Below are 25,648 nucleotides of genomic sequence, written 5' to 3' on the forward strand. Positions count from 1 at the left end.
GTTATGCCTCCGGTGTTCCGTCCGCCTTGATCCGGCGGAAGCCGAGGTACGGGAAGAGGGATTCGGGCAGGACGAGCGAGCCGTCCTCCTGCTGACACTGCTCGAGGAGCGCGGCCAGCGTGCGTCCGACGGGCAGGCCGGAGCCGTTGAGGGTGGCGACGAGCTTGGGCTTGCCGTCCTCGCCTCGGGTCCGGATGTTGGCGCGGCGGGCCTGGAAGGTGCCGAAGTTGGAGACCGAGGAGATTTCGCGGTACGTGTTCTGGCTCGGGATCCAGACCTCGATGTCGTACGTGAGCTGGGCGGAGAAGCCGGTGTCACCGGCGGGCAGCTTGATGACCCGGTAGGCGAGGCCGAGTTCCTTCAGGCACGCCTCGGCGTGCCCGACCATCGTCTCCAGCTCGGCGTCCGCCGTCTCCGGGTCGACGATCTTGACCATCTCGACCTTGGCGAACTGGTGCTGGCGGATCAGGCCGCGGGTATCTCGGCCGTATGAGCCGGCCTCGGAGCGGAAGCACGGGGTGTGGGCGGTCATGGCCAGCGGCAGCTCGGCCGGCGGGATGATCTCGTCGGCGTAGAGGTTGGTCAGCGGGACCTCAGCCGTGGGGATCAGGAAGAGCTCGCGGTCGGCGACGCCGGTCTTGAACAGGTCCTCCTCGAACTTCGGGAGCTGGCCGGTACCGGTCATCGTCTTGCGGGTGACCAGGTAGGGGACGGCATACTCGGTGTACCCGTGGCGACGGGTATGGAGGTCGAGGAAGAGCGTGGTCAGCGCCCGCTCCAGGGCGGCACCGGCACCGCGGGAGACCGCGAAGCGCGACCCGGACAGCTTCGTCGCCCTGCCGAAGTCGAGGATGCCAGTGGCCTCGCCGAGATCGACGTGGTCCTTCGGCTCGAAGGTGAACGCGGGGGGCGTACCGACGCGTCGCACCTCGATGGCGAACTCCTCGGAGTCGCCGTCCGGGGCGGAGTCGTCCGGCAGGTTCGGGATGCTCAGAAGCAGGTCACGGAGCTGAGCCTCGATCCCCTCCTGCCCAGCCTCAATGTCGCGGATCTGGTCCTTCAACTCGCGGGCGCGCTCCTTCAGCTTGCCGATGTCCCCGCCCTGCTTCGCGGTCTGCTGGACCTCGCTCGCCACCCGCTTGGACTCCGCCCGCAGCTCGTCGGCAGAGCGGATGTTCTGGTTGCGCCGGGACTGGAGGGACTCCAGCTCGGGCAGGTCCAGGGAGTAGCCGCGACGAGCGAGCCGACGAACAGCTTCGGCACCCATTTCGATCAGGGCGCGGGCGTCATGCATGGGGAAGATCCTTTTTATCCAGCGAATGGGACGGGGATACCGAATCGACGGTAGCAACCGCCTACCCCTCGCTGATCCGGAATGTGGCCGTGCCACCGGCGGCGGTGATCTTTTCGCACACGCCCGAATCAAGATCGTCCAGGAGGGCGGTGATCAGAACGGGCAGCTCATCGTCGGAAATGGCGATCGGTTCGACGTACGGGGCCTCGGGAAGGAACAGCGGCATGGGCTCCCCCTCGGCGCGCTCGCGGTACCAAAGGAGGACGGAGAGCATCAGGCCATGGCCGACGAGCACCCTGGGACCGGGGTGCTCGCAGGCGGAGAGCACCCCCGTGAGCATGCGCCGGATGCCCTCGCGCTGAGACTCGGACGCGTCGGGCGGACGCTTATCGGCTCCGTGGGCGTCGAGCCAGACGGCGTAGTCGAGGAAAGGACCGCCCTCGAATTGCCCGTAGTCGAGTTCGTTGAGCCGCGCGTCGATGACGAGCCCGGTGGACGGAACACCCATCAGCAGCGAGGTGGTCTGGCGAGCCCGGGGGAATTGGCTGGTCAGCCAGGTGGCCACGGAGTGCAGTGGGAGCGTGGTCCAGGCGGGACTCAGGGACTGCCGGCCTTCCTCGTCGAGGTGGATGTGCTTCCCCGGGTCACCGTTGACGAGGTAGCGCTTGCTGTAGTTCGTCTGTCCATGGCGAAGGATGTACGTCGTCATCGGTCCCGCCCCGTCCCGAGCGTCGCGGTTCGGAATGCCATCAGAGAGGACAGCACCGCCGCGATCTTCGGCCTCGCGGGGTCGTCGATCTCCATGTAGTAGAGAAGCCCGTCGAGCGCGAGCGCCCTGCACCAGGGGGTGATCTCCTGTACGGGGATGCGGGAGATCCGGGCGGCCGTGGCGAGCCGGTCGGCCGTTCCTGCTTCGAGGTTGTAGTAGACGCTCCAGAAGGCCCAGTCGAAGACTGCGTCACCCTCCACAGGGTGGGGATCGATCAGCCGAGGGCGCTGCTCCACATCGAAGATCACGTTCTCCTCATACAGGTCGGCGTGCAGGACCGTCGTCCGGGTGGGGACTTCGCGCAGGCCGGCGAGCTCGTGGCATACCTGCCTCGCGATTCCTCCGTGGGAGCCGAGGTCGAGGACGCGCATCCTTCGGTGGACGCGCGGTAGGACGACCTCGTGAAGGAAGTCGTCCAGGCTGGGCACGCCCGGTCCGGGCGTACGCCGGCCGAGCGTGTGAAGCCTGTGGATCGCGGCGGCCACCGCCTGCGTCTCGCGTGCGGGACGGACATCGCCCCCGGGCTGCCCGCCGACAAGCTCAAGGGCAGCCACCGACAGGTCATCCCCGGCGTGGACAACGTTCGCGGTCGGGCCGTCGGCCCACACCCGCAAGGCGGCCGTCTCGTGGCGGTAGCGGGTGGGATCCACCCATGCCTTCAGCACCAAGCGGCTCCGATCAGGGGCCACGGCGAGCGCGACCGCCGAGGCGTGTCCCGCGTCGTGGTAGCTCCTCAGCGAGAGGTTCCACCGCCTGGCCGCCTCGGTCAGGCGGCCAGGGGCAGTGTCCAGCCACTCCTCGACCGAAGGGCCGTAGTGGGCGAGCAACCGCTCCCGACACCCCGACGGCACATCTCCGAGCATGCGCCTGGCCATCAGCTCAGCACGATCCCGTCGGAGACCAGCTCGTCCGTGAGGGCGGGGAATCCCTCCAGGGTCTCGGCGACGATGGCCTGGACCTTGTCGGCCTCGACGTCCGGAGAGGAGAGCCGGATCAGGATGCGCCATGGCTGGTCGAGACGCTTGCCGGTGGTGCTGACCAGGTGGACCTCGGCGTGGCCGTCGGTGGCCTCGTGCAGCCGCTGGGCCAGGCGCTGGGCGGCGATGTTGTAGAGCTTGCCGACGTGGTAGACGGGATTCTTGCCATTGGCGCCCTCCAGGTTCATCGGCCGCAGGGGCGTGATCAGCCCGTTGACGCGGTTGCCGCGACCGACGACGCCCTCGTCTCCGGACTCGATCGAGCTGCCGGTGTAAGTGAGGTACAGCTCGTCCTTCTCCGGGACGTCGCGGGCGTTGAGCCGGAAGCGGGCCTCAGCGCCGGGAAGCCTGAGGTCGGCGAGCCGGTAGCACTCGGCGAGGACGCTCTCGGTGTTGCGGACGTACTCGGCGCGGCTGACGACATGGCGCGACTTCTGGGGCACGCACAGGACGACATCGGCCTGGTCGCCGTCCCAGTAACCCATGAGCTTGACGTCGGAGCCGCACCAGGCGTGGGAAAGCGTGAACTCGCTCTCGCCAGACAAGTGGTTCACCAACTCGCGGACGAACGACTCGAAGGCGTTCTCCGGAGCCCACCCGGTCCCGAGCGAGGTGTCGTTCGACAGCCGGACACGCCGCTCGCGCAGGTCGTCGATGGAACGGGGGTTGAACCAGCGGGTGCGGTCCGGGACCTCGTCGCCGGTGAGGACGGCGCCGGGGCTGGAGTTGCTGGTGATGTTGAACTTGATGTCGAGGTGGTCCGAGACCTCGCGAAGCCTCTCGGCGAAGAACGCGCGGACCTCGGCCTCGACGATCTCCTCGACGGGGATCCTCTCGCCCCCGCACATGGGCGCGGCCCGCCCGTTGACCAGGACGCGCACCGGGGCCGTGATCCGGCCGGCTCCGTATCGGACCTCGCTGGCCCCGCCCAGGAGGGCGAGCTTGTCGAAGTTGTGGTGCAGCACGGCGCCGAAGCGCTGAACGGTGTAGTGGCTGTACGCCCGGGACAGCCGCTCGGCAAGGTGATCGGCCAGGGTGTCCGGGTGGCCGAGGCCCTTCCGCTCCACGATGGTCGTCGCGTCGGGCTTGACCATGCCGGTGTCGATGACGAGGTGGCTGTGGTTGATGGTCGTGCTCGTACGAGGCATCACGAACTCCCGTTCACGGGGGACAGGGCAGAGACGAGCGCTACTGGTCTTGCGGAGATGCCAACTATCCGGGCCCCGTAGGTCCTATTCGAGGGCTCTGACAGGTCATCAAGAGGACTTCCATAGGGCTTTGTTGGCTTCTCACGGATGATTTCGCGCCGTAACAGGGACGCCGCATGTCACTCTCAGAAGAGAGTTCGCCCCGGAGGAGATTCATGTCCCGTCCCGCAGGCAACACCCGACTCAAGTCCGCTCGCCTGGCTGCCGGATACAACTCGCAACAGGCCCTGGCCGACGCCATCACCAAGACAGCACCCAAGCTGGGCATCAGGGGGCTCGCCGTCGGCGTCCGCCAGATCCGGCGCTGGGAGTCCGCCACACCGCCCTGGCCACAGCCTGACGTCCACCGAGTCCTGACCCACCTCCTGGGCCAGAGCATGGAGGACTTGGGTTTCACCCCGCCCTGGGGGACCGAGAGCCGCGCTGCCGGCTCGACGGTCCGCAGCACCCCGCGCACCCCCCTGACGGGTGCGCGGCTAGCCAGCGTCCCCGCGCAGGCAGGCGTCACCAGGCAGCCGGTCACAGTGGGCAAGGACTTCGAGGCCGTCACTCGTTCCCATCGGCACCTCTACTGGTCCGTGGCGCCGGCCGTACTTCACCCCGCAGTCCTGGAACACGCTCGTCTGGGATGCGCTCTCCTGCCCGAGACGGCGAACCCTGCTCGCCAGACCCTCGCCGGCGCACTCGCCGAGTCCTATCTCCTGGCAGGCCGCATCGAGTTCTTCGATCTACACCAGCCCGAGCAGTCCTCGGAAACCCTCTTGCGTGCCCTGCAGGCGGCAGGGGAAGCGGACGACCCTCTTCTCGGATCGGCCATCCTCGCGCACATGGCCTTTGCCCCCGGCTGGGCCGATGACCGTGAAACGGCGATCGAGCGCATGGTGGCGGCCCGCACCTATGCTCGACGCGGAGACGCCTCCGCGGAGCTCTGGGCTTGGCTGGACGCAGTCGAGGCGGAATGCGAGACCCGATGCGGCGACCCTCGTGCGGCGCTCCGCCTGATCCACCACGCCGAGGACGCCCTTGCCTCGGGCTCGGAGCACCCCACTCCCGACTGGCTGGACTGGTTCAGCCAGGTGCGCCTGTCCGCGTTCAAGGGGAACACGCAACTAAAGGCCGGCCACCTGCCGCAAGCCCGCCAGACCCTCCAGGAGGTTCTCGACGACCTGCCGCCTGAGTCGGACAAGCAGCGCACGGTCGTCCTCGGCGATCTCGCCGCGGTCGAAGCTGCGGACAGCAACCCGGACGCGGCGTGCCGGAACGCCGTCCAAGCCCTCGACCAGCTCGCCATCACCTGGTACGCCACGGGCATGGAGCGCATCCGCGAGGTCCGGCGCACGCTCGCCCCTTGGCAGAACGAGCAGTGCGTCCGAGACCTCGACGATCGTCTCTACGACTGGGGTACGACTGTCAGCGCTCTCCAGCGTTGAACTTGGCAATCTTCTCGGGCAGCTCCGCGAGCGAGTCGATGCGCATCGTGGTGATCGAGTCCGCATCGGGATCACGCTGCTGAATCGTGCCCCACGGCCCACGCCGAATCAGCGCAGTCAGAAGCCCAGCCTGCACGGCCGGGCGGATGTCGTTGTCGAGCCGGTCGCCGACGTACAGGATCTCGCCCGGCTCGGCAGGCGTCGCCTCGATGACGTGGTCGAAGAACTTCACGTCCGGCTTCGACGCCCCCCAGTCGTCACTGGTGGCGATCAGGTCGGAGGGGAGGTCCAGCCCGCGGAGCAGGCCGCCCGCACGCACGGTCTGGTTCCCGGCGATGCCCACCCACAGGCCGGCCTCTCGCAGCGCGGCCAGCGTGGGGCGCACATCGGAGTAGAGGTCGTCCTCGCCGAACCATTCCGGCTTCCCGGCCGCCGCGCGCTTCTCGCGCTCCTCGGTCAGATCGAACCCCGGCCGGAACTCCTGGAACGTCTCGCGGTAGTCGCGCCCCTGCGCGATGACCGCCCCGAACATCGCCGCGAAGGTATGCCGCGGCACCTCCAGCCAGTCCGCCCAGGTCCCGTACTCCCGGGTCTCGTCGACAAGACACTCACCCACGTCGAACACCACCGCACGAATCATGCTCCGCAGGTTACTGACTTCGGCTTGCCAGGCGGGGCAGTGTAGGCCCGGTAACGGTGATCGACGCACCCACCGAGACGTCAACAGCTGGGGTCTCTGTCGCCCTTTCCGGTGCTTACAGGGTTGATCGACTCCGGCGAGCCGACTGTGCCGCAACACTCTCGGCGTGGCCGACACAACATCGCAGGCACTGGTCGGCGCTGACCCGTCTCTGAAGAATGAGCCCGGGCCAACGCGAAGGGCAGCTGACACCGTCCGGATGCAGTTCGCTCTCGTACGCTGGGTGCTCGCGCCTCGAACAACATTGCAGGCCCGCCGCCTGGTAGCCAAGTTCGGGCCGGGGATGGATGCCCAGACTGCCTGGGTGATGGCGCAGCTGGCTCGGCACCCGGACGAGCTCCCGTACGCGATGTGGCACCTGAACGGTGAGGAGAAGACAGCTGATTGCTCAGGCAACTGAGCAGGGTCCAGCACCTCACAGGCGCTCGCTTCGCCACGGAAGTAAGGGCTTCTCGGCTACCGGCCGTTGAGTTCGGTGCGACACACCGCGCAGTACATGGCCGCATAGCTTCCGTGCCGACGCATCAACTGACTGCATCCTGCACACAGCCCCAACTCCCACGTAGGGCATCCCAGCGCAGCCGAGGCTGCAGCCCGCTCGACGGACGAGATCAGCGTCGGCTTCACGGGCCGCCGTAACGGCATTCCCGGCAGGGTGACACCGCCAGTCGGTTGCCCGAGATCGCGGATGGGCCGCGCATCGCTGACGAACCAGCCTTCTTCCCCAGCACGACACGTCCGGTCGATCTCCTGGTCGGCGAAGGTGATCTGGTCGTCCTCCTCCAGTTCCGGCGCGACAGGAAGCGGCACCTTCTCCCCGACCAACTCCCGCCACAGCCCGCAGTCGCCCGCCGGTACCCACATGTGTCGGCCAGCCCGGCCGCTGCCGCGATTGGGCACATAGACGGGGATACTCTCCCCTGTCGCGCTGGAGAGAACGAGATCCTCGATATGGACTGGCTTCTTCTCCGGCTGACACAGCGCGGGCAGGAACCACTCTGCATGAATCCCGTCGCAGTGGCCTGCTCCCTCGGGCAGAGGGCAGTGGCGATCACTGCTGGGCACGCACTTCCAGACCTGGAGGTAGCGGTACCCACCGCGGATCACCATCTCCTTCCCGTCGGTTATGTCCTTCCACGGCATGTCGTCCACACGGGCCCACGGTGCCCGGTCGATCAACGAAGCGGCACGGTCCTTCGCCACCCACAGGGGCGTGATTTCGTGCTGTACGGCGTTGTGAGACCTGCGGTGGACGCTGCTGGGACTGATGTGGTGGTACTGAATCTCCCAACCGATACGGATGCCGCCGGGGCCGGTAACGAGGGCATCAGAGACGGTCCGCCTGTTCCCTGCAGGGACTTCGGCTTTGGCGTTCAGACCGTATCGCGAAGCAGTCTCGACGATCCGCTCCTTCGTTGCCTTGTGCTGCGCGCTCTCTGCCGGCGTCGCCTTGTGGGTGATCGGCAGGTGTGCGGCTACCAGGGGAAGGCGCCCGCCGACGCGAGCACGCCGGATGAACATCCACGGCGACTTTCCGCCTGCTTCTGACGCGCATTCCTTTCCCTGGTGGTGTGCAAGGCATTCCAGCAGTTGGGGATTTCGATCAGTAACGCTGGTCATGATCTCTTGGAGCAGACCAGGATAGCCGTCGACCCCGAGGTCGGGCTTCGTCAGATTGATCTCAATGCCGTACTCGGTGTGCCACACGCCATTGGCCATCCGTCCAGCATAGAAACACCCACTGGCACTCCGACAGACCGCGTCATGGCCGCGCGAGTCCGTGATCGACGGCGATCACGGTCCGCCAGTGGCAGGCGGGATCGGACCGGCCGCTCACCAGAGTGACGTCGAAGGCGGCTTGGACTGATCCATCGCTGTCACCAGCATCTCGCCTTACACAGCGCCACTCGAACGACAGTTCCCCTCTGGAGTCCCCTCGGTGTCCATCGTGATCGGCGAAAACCCGCCCATGCGCAGCGCAAGTACGTCACCATCCCGACATGAACCGGGGAGGAACGTGTGGGTAAGCGCGAACGCCGTCGCAAGCGGGAACGAGCCAAGAAGCACCAACCGCAACAGCAGACAGCTGCTCCGCAGCCAATCATTCGAGAGTACCCGGAGGGCGCCCCCCGTATCCGCGTCGTGATCAATCGGGATGCTCCCGAAGATGCCCAGCGAATCAGTGCCCTCTACTGGGAGATCAAGGGCGACGGCACCTGGGCCCGAACCGTCAGCAGCATCGGAGTGGCGAGCAACATCGGAGCGGTGGCAACGGCGCACTCTCACGCCATCCTGCTGAGCTCCCTATGCGCAAACTGCTCCGAACCGATCAACGTCGCCAATCGGTCCTGGGCCAACAGGGTGGGCGGCAAGTACCTCGATGCCGAAGCCCCCACCTACCTCTGCGGCGACTGCTCGGCGATCCAGAAGCGTGAGAAAGCCGAACGGCAGCAGCTCGCCGTTGAGCAGAAGCGCGCCGAGCAGGCGCGCGAGAAGCAGAAGGCCGAAGAATTCAAACACCTGGTTAGCGAGGCTATCGAGGAAGAGGAGGCGAAGACCGAGGCCATCAGTCGCCTCCCGGATGACAGCCCTCGAGCCATGGCCCTCTATGTGGCGTTGGTCAGCTACGCCACCCGAAACCCCGGCAAGCAGCTCCCGAGCATCACGGGTATCGGCCCGCTGGGTTGGACCGGCGACACCGCACAGGACAGAGACCTCCTGCTGGCCCTCTACTACTCGAATCTGCTCGCCATCTCCCGGGAAACCCCGTTCCAAGCCTTCGGTCTCTCCAAAGACGGTGACGACATCGCGTTCGGCGCCAAGGACGTCGTGTGGAGGCTTATCGGCGACCGATCAGCCGCTCAGGAGCGCGTCAAGGAGATCACGAACAGGTTCAAGACTCAGCCGGGCCCACAGGGCGCCGCCGCACGCGAAGCCTTCACCTCGTTGACGGACGAGATGGAAATCGCCAACGTCGCCTCGTACCTCAACGGCCTACTCACCAAGAAGTACGACTACCCAGAAGTCCCAGAGGCGCGGCGAGAAGAGCTCACGGACGTCATCCGCAAGGGTTTCGGGCATGGGTATACCTCGGGGCAGATGATCTGTTTCGCGTGGCGGGCCGCCGACTCCGCCGCGGCCTGGAAGGAGCGCAACCAGCGGATGGGGCCCCCGGAAGCCGCTTCCGCCTCGGTGACTTCCCTGAACGGGAAGATCGACAAAGCTATCGAACTCCACCACGCCATTCCGGAGTACGAAGTCCCCCGCTGGCACGAGGCGCCCCTCGCGCTCAGCAGCTTCCGGCGTCTGTCCGCAGATATTCGTTGGGTGTACAACCGCGAAGTCATCGAAGCGTGCCCCCACTGCGACCACCATGGTCTGCAGGAAACCGTTCATCCCGAGACCGGGGCAACAGCCATGCGTCGCTGCATCCATCCCGTTGAGACCCCGGACCAACTTCAGGACGAAGAGCCGAACTGGTGGGACGACGCGCCCGATCCCGCCGACGTCTGAGCCCGGCACTCGCCGGCTGCCCCCAGGCCGCGCTCGCGTGGGGCTGCGCAGGGGCTGTGTCCCCTGGTATCTCGACGCTCGTGATCGAGATCTGGGGACGGGGCGGGCGGGCGGGCGGGGCGATGAACTCGTGGAATCCTGCCCGAGAGCCCGTCGTAGATGCGACCGTCACGCAACCCTCGGCCGTGGCTGATCAGGGTCATGTCCCCTGCCGTGAACACCGTTGCGTTACATGGTCTAAACGTAACGGTGTTACACATGGCGGGACGCCATCGGCACCGGGCCCAAACCGACTGATCTCGATCAACTCGCCGTCATCTGTCGGTGCCCCTGAGTAAAGTCCCGGAAGGGCATCTAGGGAGGCGCCACATGTCGTTCGACAGCGATCAGTACGTATACATCATGGAGCGGCTCAAAGAGGCCGAGCTGGGGGATCTGGCGAGCCAACTGGACCAGGAAGTCCGACAGGGGCGGGCTGTCCCGGAGGAAGAGCTCAAGCAGGAGCAGCAGAGCCAGTACGAGGCACGTGCCAGCCGGCTGGCGGAGACGAAACTTCAACGCCTCGGGGAGTCCGACGTAGCGGCGATCCCGTACACGGGCGACGAGAGCATCGAACTCATCCGTAGCGCCCTCCTGACACTCGCTGAGACCATGTACGCGTCACGCAAAGCCTCACTAGACACAGCTGTGGCTCACGAGATGCACCCGACCATCGAGTTCGGCGACCCGGACCTGGAAATACACTCCTACATCGACCTTGCGCAGGAAACAGCGCAGGCGCGTGTCGCGCTGGAACTGGTAAGGGAGTTGTTGTCCGAGGGGATCGACACGCGCGCGGAGGCCATCCGATGAGCAGGGGAAGCCTGATCCAGGCCATCGAGAAGGCGATCGGTGTCCTGCAGCCCGTGTACCGCAACAGCGCAGACGAATCCGACCTCTACGAGGCGTCGCTTCTGACACTGTGCCTCGAAGCCGCGAGCGCGGCCGGCGGGACCACAATGCTCACGCAGGACGGCACGACTCCAGCCACCGCGCTGCGCTTTCGCAGGCACCCGGGAAACCTGTGGTCGGGCACCTTCACTTACATCCTGGTCAGCTTCCCCGGCACTCAGAAGCAGCTGGAGATCCACCTGGGCGTGTACGTCGCCGCCGGCACCTCGAAGGTCGCACACGAATGCGACGTCGCCGTCATCGATCACCGGGAAGCCGAGCGGAGCCGACAGGCCGGGGTACACCCACGGAGCGCCAAGCTCGTCGCGGCGATCGAAGCGAAGCACTACAGTTCCTCGCCTCCCCTTGGCATCGGCAGGGGGTTCCTCGGGCTGGCCCAGGAAATGGGCGCGAAGAAGTGCTCACTCGTCTTCCCTTCGCAGAGTTCCACCAATCTGGGAGCCCTGATCGCTGGGCGCCCAAGCGAGTCGTACCCCGAGCTGCTACCGGGCACCGATGCAGCCAACCGGCTGCGCTCACAGCTTGACCAGGCCATCCGCAACTGGAAGAACAAGCGCTGACCCAAGAGGCACGTCCCGAATCACACGCTGACCAGCCAGAGCGCCGTGCTCCGTGGTCTCAGTTCTGGTCTCATTCACCCACGTCCGGCTCGGTTCAGCGCCCTGTCCAAGACCCAGTCCGCTCCAGGTCAGGACGCTCCCGACCTTCCCCGAACCCCCGGACGAACATTTGGAAAGCGTGTTGGGGGCAACCCCTCACGAGTTCGAATCTCGTATCCTCCGCCAGTGCCTCACCGGGCACGATGTCGAAGGGCCCCACCGTTCACGGTGGGGCCCTTCGACGTTGCCGGTCTCAGTTTCCGTCTCAGTTTCCGTCTCAGTTTCCGTTTGAGTTTCCGTTTGAGTCGGTTTCCCGGTCTGCGCCGGGCAGTCCCGGAGCGCTTCCCCGACCTGCTGAGCGACCCCGCACAGTGTGGCCCCCGTCACATGCATGCGGCGGGCTCGCATCCGCGCCGCTCCCCCGGGCTCCCCACGCATGATCGAGTCGATCACGACGTCGAGGACGCCGAGGATCAGGAGGACGGTCGCGGCGGTGTGCCGGGCGTCGTGCAGCCGGCCGTCCCGTACGCCCGCATCCCGCGGCAGACGCTTCCAGACGTGGAAGTCGGTGTCGGGGCTCGACGGCCCGCCGGTCGGCGAGGCGAAGACGTATCCCATGCCCTCCCAGTCGACCCCGGCCGCACCAAGCACCTGCTCCTGCGCTTCCTGGTGCCGGCGGAGAACCTTGCCGGGTCGAGCGGGGAGCCACGGGGAACACCGGGACACGGGCCATCGGTGTCGAGGGCTTCCTGTCTGCGTGTCGCCTCCGGCTCGGCATGCCCCTAACTGGTCGGCACGGCTGCGACCGGGCGGACCGCGGTGAAGTTCTCGAACTCGTAGCGGGTGGCTGAGAGCAACAGCAGCCACTCGTCGCAACCCTGCCACGGAGAGAGGTCGCCGCCGCCTCCACGCACCACCCGCGGTCCGTCCCCGGTGCGGGGGCGTGCGTCCGCGGGCGCGTCCGTGAAATGGGGGATCCACACGTCGGCGCAGATTTCGTTCGCCGACCCCATCGCCGCCAGCCCGAAGGCGTTCTCAGCAGCGGCAGTGCGCTCATCGTCGGCGAAGTCGTCGAGTACCTGGTCCTCGTCCGGCCTCCCGTCCCCCTGGAAGGTCAGGGTGGTCGTAGCGGCCCGGGCCGCGTACTCCCACTCCGCCTCGCTGGGCAGCCGGAAGGGCAACGCCCCCAGCAGGTCGTCCAAGTCGTCCTCGAGCCGGGCCGTGCTCGAGTCCGATTCGGTGAAGCTGTCCTCGTACTCCGGAAGCCAGTGCCGTACTTGCGCCACCGTCAGCGGATGCCGGGCGATCAGGAACGGCTCGACACGCACTTCCCGCACCGGCCGGGCCTGGACGGCGCCGGCGAAGAACGCTGCGAGGTCGTCATCGGCGCCGTCGGCCCGCTCGATGGCACGTACCGCGTCCAGTTCCGCGTCGGACAGGCCCATCCGGAACGCCCCGCCGGGAACGGCTCGGAAGACCACTCCGGAGGGTATGTGCCGCCAAGACGGTCGGCCTGCCACGATCTCTTGAGCCCACATGGTGCCGGACGCTAGCAGGGGGCACGATGTCGAAGGGCCCCACCGTGAACGGTGGGGCCCTTCGGCGTTGTCTCAGGCCTCGTTGTCCTCGTGTCTGGCCGCAGTGGTCATCCCCGGCTTTTCACGATCACCGGTTCGGCCTCTGGACGGGCTCAATTGGTGAAGATGAGGTACTTCCAGGCGCCGTACGTCGTGGAGTTGACGGCGTCGCCGGAGGAGCCGTTGATGTACGCCGAGCGTATCCGGGCGCGGATGCCGGACTCACCCGGTGCCCCCAGGTTCACGGCCGATCGGCCGTTCGTGGCCAGGGCGAAGTACTCGGACGCCGAGTCGTACCAGGAACCCTGGTAGTACACCTGGACGTCGAGGCGCTGCTTGCGGCCGGGGTGGTAGTTCATCGTCGTGGTGAACACCGGGGCGGTGTTCTTGCGGTAGTAGTGGTACGTCGTGGAGCCGATCTTGCCCGTCTTGTAGTGCTTGGAGAGCGCGGTGGAGATCTTCGCGTGGGCGTACGCCGTCGACTTCACGGTTCTGGGGGCGTAGCGGGCGTCACCGGTGAAGACCGCGGTGACAGTGGTGTCACGGGTCATGTCGACGGCCACCGACACGTTGCCCTTGGAGTTGGGCATCTCAGCAAGGCGAGCGGCCCCCGCGTCGGAGAGCGTGCTCTCCGCGCACGCCGTGAAAGCGCTCGCCAGGGGGCGCCCTGGACACGGGGCACCCCTCTGGCGTTCACCGCATGCCGCGTGGCGCGGCATCGCGGTCGCCCTCGTCAGGCCTGCGGCTCCCGGCGGAGGCGCGGGCCCGGAGGTCGCTGTTCCGGACCGTCAGGACAGCGCCTTGTAGACGCCCCAGCCGCTGCCGATCTTCACGCGTGCGCCGAAGCCGCCCTTGCCGTTGCCCGCCCAGCGGTACAGGTTGCCCGCGGTGTCGCGGGCGACGAGGTCGTTGCGCCCGTCCTGCGTCAGGTCGCCGACACCGACCAGGGCGTTGTAGGCGTTGAAGCCCGAGGCGATCTTCACGCGCCCTCCGAAGCCGCCCTTGCCGTTGCCGTACCAGCGCGAGAGGTTCCCTGCCTTGTCCCGGCCGAGAAGGTCTCCCGTACCGTCGCCGTTGAGGTCGCCCATGCCCACCAGCGCCGTATAACCGGACAGCCCGGTGCCGACGCGCACCCGGGCCTTGAACGTGCCCTTGCCGGTGCCGGCGTGGAACCACAGGGCTCCGGACCGGTCACGGGTCAGCAGGTCGGACCGGCCGTCACGGTTGAGGTCCCCGGACGACGTCAGCAGGTTGTACGTGTCCCAGCCCTTGCCGATGAGAGTGGACTTGTTGGTTCCCCGGGCGAAGTACACCTGCCCGAAGCCCCAGTACGCCCGCAGTTCGCCGGTGGAGTTGCGGACCAGCATGTCCGCGAACCCGTCGCCGTTGAGGTCGCCGGCCGGCACCAGGGTGGAGGAGGTCGGCCAGTTCGCGGTGTAGCTGCGGTTGTAGAAGTGCCCCTTGGGATGCCCCTCCCATGAGTCGGTCCGGCCGTCCTTCCGGACCGCCACCATGTCCGGGAACCCGTCACAGTCGTAGACGTGGGTCGGCAAGGCGCCGCACAACACGTCCAGGCCGCCGCTTCCCACCGGCACCGCCACGGTTCCACCGTTGAACCTCGCGGTCAGCTGCCAGGTGTAGAGACCGCTCGTGGCGGGAGCACCGTTCGACTCCCGGCCGTTCCACGAGGCCGAGATGCCCTTGAGGCCGCGTTCGGCCCCACCGCGCACCACGGCCACCCGGCGCCCGGTCGTCTTCTGGACGATGCCCAGTTCCCAGGAGTCCACGGGGCGGCTCAGCAGCAGCGAGGCCGTCCAGGTCGAGTGGTACGACGAAGTGGTCCTCGGCGCGACGCTCCCGGTGGTGTACGCCTCCCCTGTCACCGGAGCGGAGTCCGGTACCCCGTCCGCGCTCACATGCACGCGGCGATCGGCGTCCACGTAGGCGATGTGGCCGCTGTACTTGTCCACCGTCCACGTGATCCTGCGGTCGTCCGCGAGCGTTCCGGCCGGGAGGGCGGCTATGGAGCGCTCCGCGAGCGGGGTGCCGGTGTGGAAGTCCGTCAGTTCGAGCTCGCCCGCGTCGCGGTCGTGCCGGACCACGTAGCCGTCACCGAGCATGGCGGGGCCCGACGGCACAGCGAAGCCGCGGTTGTTCGTCAGGTCGTACACACCGGCCGGCTTGTCGGCACCGCAGGACCAGTAGAGCCAACGCGCTGTCGCCTGCAGTTCGGTGGGCACGCAGGCGGCACCGGTCCGCACGGTGCGGACGGGTTTGCCGGGGGTGGCCGCGTCGTCGGTCAGCCGCTCCGCGGTCAGCGTGCCGGGACTGCCGGCGGTCGCGCTCCACAGGGTGGAATACCAGAGCGCCGCGGCCTGCACCGGGCGGCTGCGTACCACCTTCTTGTGGCCAGGTTCGATCAGGTACTGGGTTCTCGGAGACCCGCCGTCCACCACCACGTACGAGGAGGACGCGTCCCTGACCTCGCCGCCGCTGCCGGGCAACGGCATCTTCACGTGCGACGTGTAGGCGTCCACGCGGGTCTCCAGGTACGTCCGCCCTCCTGTCTCGGACAGGAAGGACAGGCCGTACCAGTTGCCCTCCACGATCCGCACGCAGTCCTCACCCGCGGCACAGCGCACGGCGGAAGAGGGCATGCCCGCGGGCAGGGGCTTGGCCGCTCCCGCGACGGGGACCGGCCCGGTGCCGACGTCCCGCTGGTGGAGGGAGAGCTTGCCCTCCACGCTGTCCACCCGGTTGAGGGTGCCCCGGTACAGGTTCAGTCCCACGACCTTGGCGATCACCGGGGGCAACGGCTGGACCACCTCGCGCGCCGGCGACCCGTCGGAGCCGGCGGCGAAGCGGTGCACCGCCCAGTCGCCGGTGCCGGAGCCGCCGACGAGCAGGGCGCTCCCGTCCGCCGTCTGCGGTGGGGAGTCCGACACGAGCGCGATGTGGTCGAGTGCCGTACTCGGCTCCCCGCCGTCGAGCGGGCGGGACGTCAGCCGCCGGCCGAGCGTGGTCCCCGAGGTGGCGTCCGGGCCCGAGGTCAGGAGGGTGCCGCCGACGAGGGCCACGGGAACCGCGTCGTCGGGGAGCGGGAACTCCTGCGCCCCGGAGGAGACGTCACCGCGGGGCAGCCAGCGCAGCCCGGTGAGACCGTGCTTCCACCAGGCGACGCGGTCGTCGCTCAGCAGGATGCGCAGGCCCTCGCCGCTCATCGTCTCGGGGAGGGGCGTGATCTCGGCGGTCCCGGGGTCCAGCAGACCGTAGCGGTACGCGCCGTCCTGCCGGAAGGAGATCACCGCGCCGCGGTCGTCCGTGGCGCCCCGCTGCAGGGAGAGGCTGCTCAGCCGCGCGCCCGCGGGCAGGCCGGTGATGTGCAGCGGTTGCCCGGGAGCGGTGCCGGTGTCGAGGAGCACACCGGCGGAGCTGGTGGTGCTGGTCGCGGACTCCAGGGCCAGCACCTTGCCCGCGACGGTCCCCCGGAACGTGTGACCGGCTGGGAGCTGTGCCTCCCTGCGCTCACCGGTGCGCGGATCGAGCAGGGTGTACCAGGCGGTGCCCCGGGCCGGGCTCGGTGAGACGGCGAGCAGGTCCCCGCCGGCACCGACGGGGCGTACGAGCGCGTCGGCCGGCAGGGTCTGCAGGCCGGGCACCTGCGTCGAGGTGCCGCTCGCGAAGTCGGTCCAGGTGTAGCCGTCCCGGCCCTCCTGCTGGTGCAGGAAACCGGTGCTGCCCACCGCCAGTGGGGTGTCCACACGGGGTGTGGCCCGGTCGGCGGGCGGGATCACGACCTCCTGGGACGCGACCGCCCCGGCCGCCATGGGGACGGCCCACGCGGGCGGCGCGTCCAGGGCGAGCGGGACGGCGGTACCCGCCACCGCCAGAATCGTGCCGGCCGCACCGACCGCGAGGCCCACGCCACCTCTGCGGCGGCGGCCTCCGTGCAGTGCGTCAGTCGACGTCCGGGTCGATGCCCCCACGTCTCCCCCTCATTGATGTGATGATCTGCCGCCGCGCGGCACCCCGCCGTGGCCGGACGCGCTGCCGCGTCACCCCCGGTGGCCGCGGTGGATCTTGCCGGCCGCCTGTGCGGTAGACGCTAGCCGATCGACGAAGTCCCGGTCCGCAGTGCCGGGATCACGATCGGACAACCCGGCGAGCCCCGGCGGGGCGCCCGGGGAGCGGCGTGCGAAGGCGCGGCCGGAGCAGCCTGACCGCGTACCTCACATGACGGCGTTCCAGGGCCGGGTGGGCCTTCCCGGGAGCGAGCCGGCCTCTCCTCTCCTGCGCCCGTGCCTCACCGGGCACGTCGGTGAAGGGCCCCACCGTTCGCGGTGGGGCCCTTAACCATTCGAGCCCGGGGAGCAGCCCCTCACGGGATCGGCTCCCGTGTCCGGTCCTGCCTCGCACACCGCGGTCGAGACGGCGAGCCGCGGACTCCCCCACGGGGTGAAACTGCCCACACGGCACGTGCGGATCATGGGGACACGCCACTCTTGAACCCGTGCCGGGACTCCGGCCCGCCGTGCAACCCCCTGGCCTGAAGAGGTGCGTCCCACATGAAGTCCCGATCGGCACTGGCGACATGGCTGGGCAGCCTCGACGCCTCTCGTCTCGCACGCGTGCTGGGGACACGGAGGGACGCCATGTCCCCTCCGGAGCCCCGCTCGCTGGGGGAGCTGGCGGACCGTCTGGAACGCCCGGGATCGGTGGCCCGGGTCCTGCCACGGCTCACACTGCCGCAGCTCCAGATGGCCGAGGCACTGGCGGCCCTCGAAGCACCCGCATCGCGAGATGCCCTGGCGGAGCTGCTGGGGGCGGCGGACGACGTATCCACCCGCGCGCTGAACGCCGAGCTGGAGGTCCTGGCCGATCACGCTCTGGTCTGGCCGGACGGCGCGGGGAAGCTCCGCATGGCCCGAACCCTGCGGCAGGCGTGGGACGCGCCCCTGGGGCTGGACGCTCCGCTCGAGCAGTTGCTCGCGGGCGTGACCTCCGAGGAGCTGCGGGGCATGCTGACGGCCCTGGGAGTGAAGGCCCCCGGCACCAAGGCGCAGCGCCTGACCGCGCTGGTGGGACATCACGGTGACCCGGAACAGGTTGTCTCGGTGATCGCGAGAGCCCCTGCGGCGGCCCGCAGGCTCCTGGAGCGCCGAGGCGAGGGCGTGCCGGCGCAGCCGCCGTTCCTCCTGTTCGCGGCTCGCGGACCCGGCCTCGAACCGGGTGAGCGATGGGCCGTGGACCGGGGTTTCCTGATCCAGGACCGTCACCGCTACGGCCCGGCCCGTATGCCTGCCGAGGTGGCGCGCGCACTGCGCGGGCCCGGCTGGCACGCCCCGTTCGACCCCGTCCCGCCTTCCGTGCGGGCGGTGTCCGTCCCCCCGAGGGAGGTGGACCACGAGGCGTCAGCGGCGGCCACGGCGTTCGCGGCCCATGCCGCCTCGGTCCTGTCCGCCTGCTCGGTGACCACACCGACCCGGCTGAAGTCCGGCGGGATCGGCGCGCGTGAACTGGCCCGCGTCGGCAAGGCCGCGCAGGCCGAGGACGCCGTCGTACGTCTCGCGCTCGAGACCGCGTACGCCGCCGGGCTCTTGAACCAGGACGGCGATCGTGTGGCGCCCACCGAGGCTTACGACGCCTGGGCGCAGCAGGAACCCCCGGAGCAGTTCGCCGTACTCCTCCAGGCATGGCGGGACCTGCCGCTCACCCCCACCCAGGCGCGCGACGAGGACGACAAGGCGCTTCCCGCTCTCGCGGGAGCTCCGCCCTGCGACGGCTGCGTGCAGGCCCGCCTCGGGCTGCCGGCCGCGGCCGAACGGCTTCCGGGACGGCAGGGCGCGACGGTCGCCACGGATCTGGGGCCCCTGATCGCCTGGCACCGCCCGCTCGCCCACGCGTCGCCCCAGGACGGAACACCGTTCGCCACCCTGATCCGTGAAGCCGAGATCCTCGGCGTGCTCGCACGCGGCACGCTGTCCGCCCTCGGCATCCACCTGTTCACCGGCGACGCGGAAGCGCTGGACATCGAGTGCCGGCGGCTGCTGCCCTCAGCCACCTCGACGGCCCGGATCGGCGCCGACCTCACCGCCGTCGTCACCGGCACACCGTCGGCGCGGCTGGCCTCTCTGCTGGACTCTCTCGCCGACCGGGAGACCAGCGGCACGGCGTCCGTATGGCGGTTCAGCGCCGCCGGCATCCGCCGTGCCATGGACGCCGGCCACACCCCTGCCGGCATCACCGCCGACCTGGCCGCCGTGGCCGCGGGGGCCCTGCCGCAGCCGCTGTCGTATCTGATCAACGACACCGCACGCGGCCACGGGCGCGTACGCATCGCCCCCGCCTCCTGCGTCCTGCACAGCGACGAACCCGCGCTCCTGGCGGAGATCGCCGCCCACCGCAAGCTGGCGAAGCTCGGGCTACGGCGACTCGCGCCGACGGTGCTGGTCGGTCGCGGCCCGCTCGACACGACACTCGCCGCGCTCCGGGCGGAGGGCTACGCCCCCGTCGCCGAGTCCGCCGAGGGCACGGTACGGATCGAGAAAGCCCGGCCTCGACGGGCCCCCGCTCCGGTGCCGGCTCCGCGCCGCGCCGGCGCGCGGGCCGGCGGGACGGCCGTCGCGGGCAGGGCGAGGACGGCCGCCGCGGTCGACCCGGACAGGGTGGCGGCCCAGTTGCTGAAGGCCCCGCCGACACTCCCCGAACCAGCGCCGTTCGACGGAGGCGTGCCCTACGCCACGGACACCGAGGAGATCGTCGCGGGATGGGCGAAGCGGCTGCCGTACGGCGACGTCCGTCAGCTCGCCCATGCGATCGACACCGGTGAACCCGTCACCGTCGAGTACGTCGCCACCTCGGGCAACCGGACCGTGCGCACCCTCAGCCGCCTCACGCTCGACCCGCCCTACCTCGAAGCCTGGTGCCATCTGAGGGACGACGAGCGCGTCTTCACCCTCTCCCGCATCCACGGTGTCATGCCGGTGTGACCGGCCACCGGGGCCGGGCGGCTGTGGTCCCGGTCGCAGTCCGGGCCTCCGGGGTTCCCCGAGGGGACGCCCGGGGGCGCATACTGGGGGCAATGACAAAGCCCGATGCACCGAAGCGTCATCTGCCTACCAGCCCCTTCAAGGCCCCGGTCACTCGCGCTCCCGAGATCTTCGCCGTGGGCGACCAGGTCACACACGACATGTACGGCCTCGGCCGCGTGATCGGCATCGAGGACGGAATCGCGGCACTCGTCGATTTCGGCTCGGCGCAGATGCGCATCCTGAGCCCTTACAACAAGATGACCAAGCTGTAGGACCGCTGTGCCCGGTCACGGCACACCGGGGCCCCTCAGGGACCCGCAACGAAGGAGAGACCTCTCATCGATTCGACCTCGCTGTTCTCCGCCGTGGAAGGGCAACCCCGCGGCGGAGCCGCGGCATCCCCGACCCCGGCGACGAACCCCTTCCAGGCCCCGGACTTCGGGGACGACGAGAACTTCCCGCTCGAAGGTGACGGTGACCCCGGCGGCCGGCCGTGGGCCGTCGCCGGTACCGCCTAGGAACCGGTCGGGAGGTCGAGCCGGCGAAACACCCGTCGAGAACCGTCGGGAGCGGGGCCGTGGCTGTGCGCCACCGGCGACGGGGGTCACCGCCCCGACGACCCCCGTGTCACCGCCCCGACGGCCCTCCCGTCACCGTGCGCCTGAGAGCAGGCGGCGTGTGGTCGTGACACCCCATTCGTCCAGCGACAGCAGGCGGTCGCTGGAGGCCATCAGGCCGCCGGTCGCCTCCACGTGCGCCGCCCAGCGTTCGCGGGTCTCGACGGCCGGGCGGGCCATCAGGCAGTCGGGGTCGTTGATCCAGAGCCGGCCGTGCTGCCACTGGCGTCCGACGCCGGTGAACTCGGCGGGATCCTGCCCGGGCTGGCTGTAGTCGTCGGCTTCCGGACGACGGTGGGGTCCCGTGTCGGGGCTGACCCGCATCGCGTCGAACAGGCCGATCGACGGGAGCATCGGGGCACCGCACCCCAGCAGATAGGCGTCCGCGCCGATCGCCTCGCGGATCAGCTCGATGCCCGAGCGGTACGCCGTCAGCGCGTCCACGTCCGCGTGCCGTACCCCGTCCAGCGCACCCGCGTAGAGGAAGTCGACCTTGAAGTAGTCGTAGCCCTCGGCGCTCAGAGTGCGGAAGACCTCCGTCAGGTACGCCGCCGCCTCGAGGTGCGTGGTGTCCAGGACGTTCAGGTCGTGGCCCCAGTTGCGACCGGCGTGCAGGGGGGCGCCGTCGGGGGACCGTACGAGCCAGTCCGGGTGCTCGCCGGCCAGGACGCTCGCCGGGTGCACCAGGAAAGGGGCCGTCCAGATGCCCGCGCGCCGGCCGCCCGCGCGGATCGCGGCCGCCATGCCCTCGCGGGAGCGGAAGCGGCCGGACAGGGTGAGCCAGTCGCCGAGGGCGCTCTGGTAGCCGTCGTCGATCTGGACGACGTCGACGGGCAGGTCGAGGGTGTCCATCGCACGGAGGTTCTCGTGGATGTCGTCCTCGGTGACGGCGGTGAAGTACTCGTACCAGGAGCACCAGACGGTGGGCGCGGTGCGCGGGGCGGCGAGGCCGAGCGCGTCGGCCCAGTCCGCCAGCACTGACGGGATGTCCGTACCCGTCCACTCCTTCACCCGGCCGTCCGCGCTCACCTCCGCTGTGGCGTCCGTCACCTTCAGCCGGATCGAGGGGACCTCGCGGACCGGGTCGGCCGCCGCCCACAGGCGTACCGGGGTGCCGTCACCCGGGTCCAGGGCGAGCAGCCCCTCGCCCTGGAAGGTCCCCGCGGGGGCGGTGACGCCGGGCCGGTAGCAGACGGTGGCCCAGTTGGCGTCGGTCGGGCGATAGGGCCGGCCGGTGAGGGCGTAGGTGCCGCTGGGGCTCCAGGACTGCCAGCCCTCCTCGTGGACGCGGGCTCGGGAGACGTCCACGGGCACGGAGGCCAGCGGCGTGAAGGAGTGGGACACGGTGGTTCTCTCTCGAAAAGGCGGACGTCAGCCCTTGTTGGCGCCGAGCGTGAGGCCGCTGACGAACTGCCGCTGGAGCAGGAAGTAGACGATCAGCGTCGGGATGGCGGTGAGCAGGGCGCCTGCGGCGACCAGGTTGGGGTCGGTGAAGAACTGGCCGGAGAGGTTGTTCAGCGCCGAGGTGATCGGCATGTTCTCGCCGGTGGAGATCAGGACCAGGGCCCAGAAGAAGTCGTTGTAGATCCAGATGGAGAGCAGGGTCGCCAGGGCCGCCATCGCGGGGCGGCACAGCGGCAGGGTGATCTGCCAGTACAGGCGCCACACCGAGGCGCCGTCGACCAGCGCGGCCTCGGTCAGTTCGTGCGGGAGCGAGCGCATGTAGTTGCTCAGCACGAACGCGCAGAACCCGGACTGGAAGGCCACGTGGATGAGGACCAGGCCGAGGGCGGAGTCGTACAGCTTGCCGCTCATGGTGATGCCGGGCAGGTCCACCAGGAGGTAGAGCCGGTACAGCGGGGTGATGATCACCTGCTGGGGCAGCAGGTTGCCGGCCGTGAAGACCAGCAGGAGCGCGAGGTTGACCCGGAAGTCGAAGCGGCTGACGTAGAAGGCCACCATCGACGACAGGAACAGGGTGACCAGGACGGCCGGGACGGCGATCAGCAGCGTGTTCACGAAGTAGTGCGTCATGTCCGACTGCGTGAACGCGTTCGTGAAGTTGTCGAGGCTCAGGGTGTCCGGGAGGGACACGTACCCCTTCTCGCTGGTCTCGGCGTACGGGCGCAGCGCCGCGTAGACCGCCCACAGCAGCGGGGCGAGCCAGGCCAGCGCCATGCTGGCGAGGACGAGGTGCAGCAGGACGCGGCCGGGGCGGATCGGGGCGCGGTTCTTCGGGACGACTGTCGTGGCGCTCATGCCCGCCGCTCCTTCCGGAAGGTGCTGACCAGGTACGGGACGATCACGACGAGCGAGATCAGCAGCAGCACGACCGCGATCGCCGATCCGTAGCCGATACGGCTGGACTCACCGATGATGTTGCTGGTCACCAGGATGGACAGCAGCTCGGTGCCCTCGGCGCCGCCGTTGAAGACGTAGACGAGGTCGAAGGCCCGCAGCGCCTCGATGATGGTGACGACCAGGACGATCGTGTTGGTCGGGCGCAGCGCCGGGAAGACGACGTTCTTGAACGTCTGCGCCTCGCCCGCCCCGTCGATCGCCGCGGCCTCGCGCAGCGTCGGGTCGACGCCCTTGAGGCCGGCCAGGTAGAGGATCATCATGTAGCCGGTGTGCCGCCAGGACGCGGCGACGAGGACCGCCCAGAGGTTGAGGTCCGGGTCGCCGATCCAGTCGATGTACCTGCCGGGCTCGTTGGCCCCGATGACGCTGTTGATCAGGCCGGTGTCGGGGTTGTAGACGAGCTGCCAGACAAAGCCGATGACGGCCATGGACAGCACCACCGGCAGGAAGAACGCCGTCTGGTAGAAGCGGCTGAACCGGATCTTCTTGTCCAGCTGCACGGCCAGGAACAGGCCGAGCGGCGTCGGGATCACGATCAGCACCACGAACCAGACGACGTTGTGCTGGACGGCCGGCCAGAACTGCGGGTTCTGCTCGAACAGCTCCTTGAAGTTCTGGAGCCCGACCCAGTGGATCGAGTCGAAGCCGATGCCGTCCCAGGTGGTGAAGGCGAGCGCGATCGAGGCGAGCGCGGTCACCCACACCAGGGCGATGTGCAGGACCGTCGGCAGGGTCGCCATCAGGCCCAGCGTGAGCCGGTCGCGACGGGTGAGCAGGCGGCGGTGCCCGGTGGGCACCTTCCGCCGCTCGACCGGGGCAGCGCCCGGAGGCGGCACATCGGCCGCCTCCGGGTTCTCCTTGGTGAGTTCTTCCGTGGTCATGAGGACGCGAAGATCGTCTTCTTCTGGCGCTCGATGGACGAGAGCAGGCCGTCCACGCCCTTGGGGTCGCGGATGAACTTCTGCAGCGCGGGCTGCATCACGGTGGAGGTGAAGTCCGGCCGGCTGTCGCGGTCCATGAACTGCGTCAGGTTCTTCGCACCGCTGATCATGTCGTACGACTTCTTCTGGAGCGGGGTGTACGAGGAGGTGTCGGCCTTCGTCGAGGCGGCGACGCTGCTGGGGTCGGACGCGAGGTAGGTCTCCTCGGCCTCCGGGGAGCCCAGGTACTCCATGAGCAGGAGGGAACCGTCCTTGTTCTTCGGGCTCTTGCTCATCATGAAGCCGTCGGTCGGCGCCTCGACGGTCTCCTGTCCGAAGGCCGGGTCGATCTCCGGGAAGGCGAAGAAGTCGAGGTCCTCGAGGTCAGCCTCGTTCGTGAACTGCTGGGCGACGAAGGTGCCCAGGAGGTACATGCCGGCCTTCTTCGCCACCAGCGTCTGGGCGGCGTCCTGCCAGGTGCGGCCGATGGCGCCTTCCTGGTGGTAGGGGAGGATCTCGGCCCACAGGTCGAAGGCGGCACGGACCTTGGCGTCCGTCCAGGAGGCCTTGCCCGCCATCAGGTCGACGTGGAAGTCGTAGCCGTTCTTGCGGAAGTTGATCTGGTCGAAGGTGCCGAGGGCGGGCCAGGCGTCCTTGTCCCCGAAGGCGATCGGGACGAGGCCGTCCTTCTGCATCCGCTTGCACAGCGCGATGAAGTCGTCCCAGGTGGTGGGGACTTCGTAGCCCTTCTCCGCGAAGACGCTCTTCCGGTAGAAGATCGCCCAGGGGTAGGTGTAGAGCGGCACGAAGTAGTACTTGCCGTCCTCGCCCTTGCTGAGCGCCTTCATCGCCTCGGGGAAGTTGCCGCCGATCTTCTCCCACACCTCGTCGACCGGGGTGGCGAGGCCCTTGGCGGCGAAGAACTGCATCCGGTAGCCGGCGAACCAGGTGAACACGTCGTCCGGCGTGCCCTGGAGGTAGGAGTTGATCTGCTCCTGGAAGGTGTTGGAGTCCTTGGTGTTCACAGCGACGGTGAGCCCGGACTGCTTCTTGAACGCCGCGTACATGTCGGCGTAGGCCTTCTTCGGCACGGGGTCGGACGCCTTCGAACCCACCGTGACCGTCTTCGGGTCGGCGGCCGTACCGCTGCCGCCGCAGGCGCTCAGCAGGGGTATTCCGGCGCCGAGGGCGGCCGCGCCGCCGACGCCGCGCAGAAGGGTGCGGCGGCTCGGGCCGGGGAGGGTGAGGCCGGAGGGGGTTGTGCGCATGACGGCTCCTGGGGGGACAGGGTCCGGTCCGAGCATTGGTCGAAACCAATCAGAAACCAACCTGACCGAACACGAAGGTGGCGCAATAACAGCCGCACATCCGGGCATACGTCAAGGGCTGACGTCGTTGTTTGTGGAAACGTGACCGTGACATCGCGGGTCAACACCCCTGCCTGCCAGGGCTTTTCACAGAATCCAACATGACGGCCGCCCAACACCCCGGGAAGTGAAAGGCAGATGGACTCGGCGCGGCGCTCCGCGCGCGGGAAGCGAGCCCGGGACCGCCCGCACGCGAGGAAGGCCCCGGGGCAGTCCGCGCACGAAGAGGGACCGGGGCCCTCCGTATACGGAAAGGGCCCCGGAGCCGCCCGCATGCGCAGAGGACCCGAGGCCGTCGCCACACGGAAAAGCCCCGAGGTCGTCGGCACACGAA

General features: G+C 68.8%; 18 protein-coding genes and 1 pseudogene. 6 read left to right on the forward strand and 13 right to left on the reverse strand.

Going from position 1 to position 25,648, the window contains the following annotated elements; all coding sequences use genetic code 11:
- Position 1: 1 nt before the first annotated feature.
- The 4 genes from serS to ACWCPM_RS03435 form a co-directional block, all read right to left on the reverse strand.
- Complete coding sequence (gene serS / locus ACWCPM_RS03420) at positions 2–1,294, reverse strand: serine--tRNA ligase (RefSeq protein WP_450974450.1); 1,293 nt, start codon at positions 1,292–1,294, stop codon at positions 2–4.
- Positions 1,295–1,355: 61 nt separating this feature from the next.
- Complete coding sequence (locus ACWCPM_RS03425; RefSeq protein WP_450974451.1) at positions 1,356–2,003, reverse strand: histidine phosphatase family protein; 648 nt, start codon at positions 2,001–2,003, stop codon at positions 1,356–1,358.
- Positions 2,000–2,938 (reverse strand): aminoglycoside phosphotransferase family protein, encoded by a 939-nt coding sequence (locus ACWCPM_RS03430; RefSeq protein ID WP_450974452.1) that lies wholly within the window; start codon positions 2,936–2,938, stop codon positions 2,000–2,002. The genes ACWCPM_RS03425 and ACWCPM_RS03430 overlap by 4 nt, the downstream gene beginning before the upstream one ends.
- Complete coding sequence (locus tag ACWCPM_RS03435; RefSeq protein WP_450974453.1) at positions 2,938–4,188, reverse strand: methionine adenosyltransferase; 1,251 nt, start codon at positions 4,186–4,188, stop codon at positions 2,938–2,940. Before ACWCPM_RS03435 ends, ACWCPM_RS03430 begins: the two co-directional genes overlap by 1 nt.
- 215 nt (positions 4,189–4,403) lie before the next feature.
- Here ACWCPM_RS03435 and ACWCPM_RS03440 point away from each other — a divergent pair, with 215 nt between their 5' ends.
- On the forward strand, positions 4,404–5,678 hold the full coding sequence (locus tag ACWCPM_RS03440; protein ID WP_450974454.1) for a transcriptional regulator: 1,275 nt from the start codon (positions 4,404–4,406) through the stop codon (positions 5,676–5,678).
- Here ACWCPM_RS03440 and ACWCPM_RS03445 read toward each other — a convergent pair.
- Entirely contained in the window at positions 5,659–6,318 is a 660-nt protein-coding gene (locus tag ACWCPM_RS03445; protein ID WP_450974455.1) for an HAD family hydrolase, read from the reverse strand. The two genes, ACWCPM_RS03440 and ACWCPM_RS03445, sit on opposite strands and share 20 nt — an antisense overlap.
- Positions 6,319–6,834: 516 nt before the next feature.
- Positions 6,835–8,097 (reverse strand): competence protein CoiA family protein, encoded by a 1,263-nt coding sequence (locus ACWCPM_RS03450; protein WP_450974456.1) that lies wholly within the window; start codon positions 8,095–8,097, stop codon positions 6,835–6,837.
- Between the two features lie 300 nt (positions 8,098–8,397).
- Between ACWCPM_RS03450 and ACWCPM_RS03455 the strand changes: the two genes are divergently transcribed.
- The 3 genes from ACWCPM_RS03455 to ACWCPM_RS03465 all read left to right on the forward strand — a co-directional run bounded on the left by ACWCPM_RS03455 (position 8,398) and on the right by ACWCPM_RS03465 (position 11,402).
- On the forward strand, positions 8,398–9,891 hold the full coding sequence (locus ACWCPM_RS03455) for a hypothetical protein (protein ID WP_450974457.1): 1,494 nt from the start codon (positions 8,398–8,400) through the stop codon (positions 9,889–9,891).
- 369 nt (positions 9,892–10,260) lie between these two features.
- Positions 10,261–10,743, forward strand: coding sequence for a hypothetical protein (locus ACWCPM_RS03460; RefSeq protein ID WP_450974458.1), 483 nt, complete (start codon positions 10,261–10,263; stop codon positions 10,741–10,743).
- Complete coding sequence (locus ACWCPM_RS03465; RefSeq protein WP_450974459.1) at positions 10,740–11,402, forward strand: hypothetical protein; 663 nt, start codon at positions 10,740–10,742, stop codon at positions 11,400–11,402. The genes ACWCPM_RS03460 and ACWCPM_RS03465 overlap by 4 nt, the downstream gene beginning before the upstream one ends.
- An 821-nt stretch (positions 11,403–12,223) precedes the next feature.
- On the opposite strand, the gene ACWCPM_RS03470 is transcribed toward ACWCPM_RS03465, so the two are convergent.
- The 3 genes and pseudogenes from ACWCPM_RS03470 to ACWCPM_RS03480 form a co-directional block, all read right to left on the reverse strand.
- Complete coding sequence (locus tag ACWCPM_RS03470; protein WP_450974460.1) at positions 12,224–12,922, reverse strand: formylglycine-generating enzyme family protein; 699 nt, start codon at positions 12,920–12,922, stop codon at positions 12,224–12,226.
- A gap of 209 nt (positions 12,923–13,131) precedes the next feature.
- Positions 13,132–13,602, reverse strand: a pseudogene (locus ACWCPM_RS03475) (Ig-like domain repeat protein); the annotation flags it as partial.
- 204 nt (positions 13,603–13,806) lie between these two features.
- On the reverse strand, positions 13,807–16,941 hold the full coding sequence (locus tag ACWCPM_RS03480; protein WP_450974461.1) for an FG-GAP repeat domain-containing protein: 3,135 nt from the start codon (positions 16,939–16,941) through the stop codon (positions 13,807–13,809).
- 642 nt (positions 16,942–17,583) lie between these two features.
- On the opposite strand from ACWCPM_RS03480, the gene ACWCPM_RS03485 reads away from it, so the two are divergent.
- Together ACWCPM_RS03485 and ACWCPM_RS03490 are read left to right on the forward strand one after the other, a co-directional pair.
- Complete coding sequence (locus ACWCPM_RS03485; RefSeq protein WP_450974462.1) at positions 17,584–20,007, forward strand: helicase-associated domain-containing protein; 2,424 nt, start codon at positions 17,584–17,586, stop codon at positions 20,005–20,007.
- A 92-nt stretch (positions 20,008–20,099) separates the two neighbouring features.
- Entirely contained in the window at positions 20,100–20,321 is a 222-nt protein-coding gene (locus tag ACWCPM_RS03490; protein WP_450974463.1) for a hypothetical protein, read from the forward strand.
- A 378-nt stretch (positions 20,322–20,699) separates the two neighbouring features.
- Here the strand turns inward: ACWCPM_RS03490 and ACWCPM_RS03495 are convergent, their stop codons facing one another.
- Genes ACWCPM_RS03495 through ACWCPM_RS03510 form a run of 4 tightly spaced genes read right to left on the reverse strand, consistent with a single transcriptional unit; the run spans position 20,700 to position 25,215 of the window.
- Entirely contained in the window at positions 20,700–22,010 is a 1,311-nt protein-coding gene (locus tag ACWCPM_RS03495; protein ID WP_450974464.1) for a glycoside hydrolase family 36 protein, read from the reverse strand.
- Positions 22,011–22,037: 27 nt separating this feature from the next.
- Positions 22,038–22,925 (reverse strand): carbohydrate ABC transporter permease, encoded by an 888-nt coding sequence (locus tag ACWCPM_RS03500; protein ID WP_450974465.1) that lies wholly within the window; start codon positions 22,923–22,925, stop codon positions 22,038–22,040.
- Positions 22,922–23,908, reverse strand: coding sequence for a carbohydrate ABC transporter permease (locus ACWCPM_RS03505; protein ID WP_450974466.1), 987 nt, complete (start codon positions 23,906–23,908; stop codon positions 22,922–22,924). Before ACWCPM_RS03505 ends, ACWCPM_RS03500 begins: the two co-directional genes overlap by 4 nt.
- On the reverse strand, positions 23,905–25,215 hold the full coding sequence (locus tag ACWCPM_RS03510; RefSeq protein WP_450974467.1) for an ABC transporter substrate-binding protein: 1,311 nt from the start codon (positions 25,213–25,215) through the stop codon (positions 23,905–23,907). Before ACWCPM_RS03510 ends, ACWCPM_RS03505 begins: the two co-directional genes overlap by 4 nt.
- Between the last annotated feature and the right edge of the window lie 433 nt (positions 25,216–25,648).

The organism is Streptomyces sp. NPDC002309, from assembly GCF_053593375.1.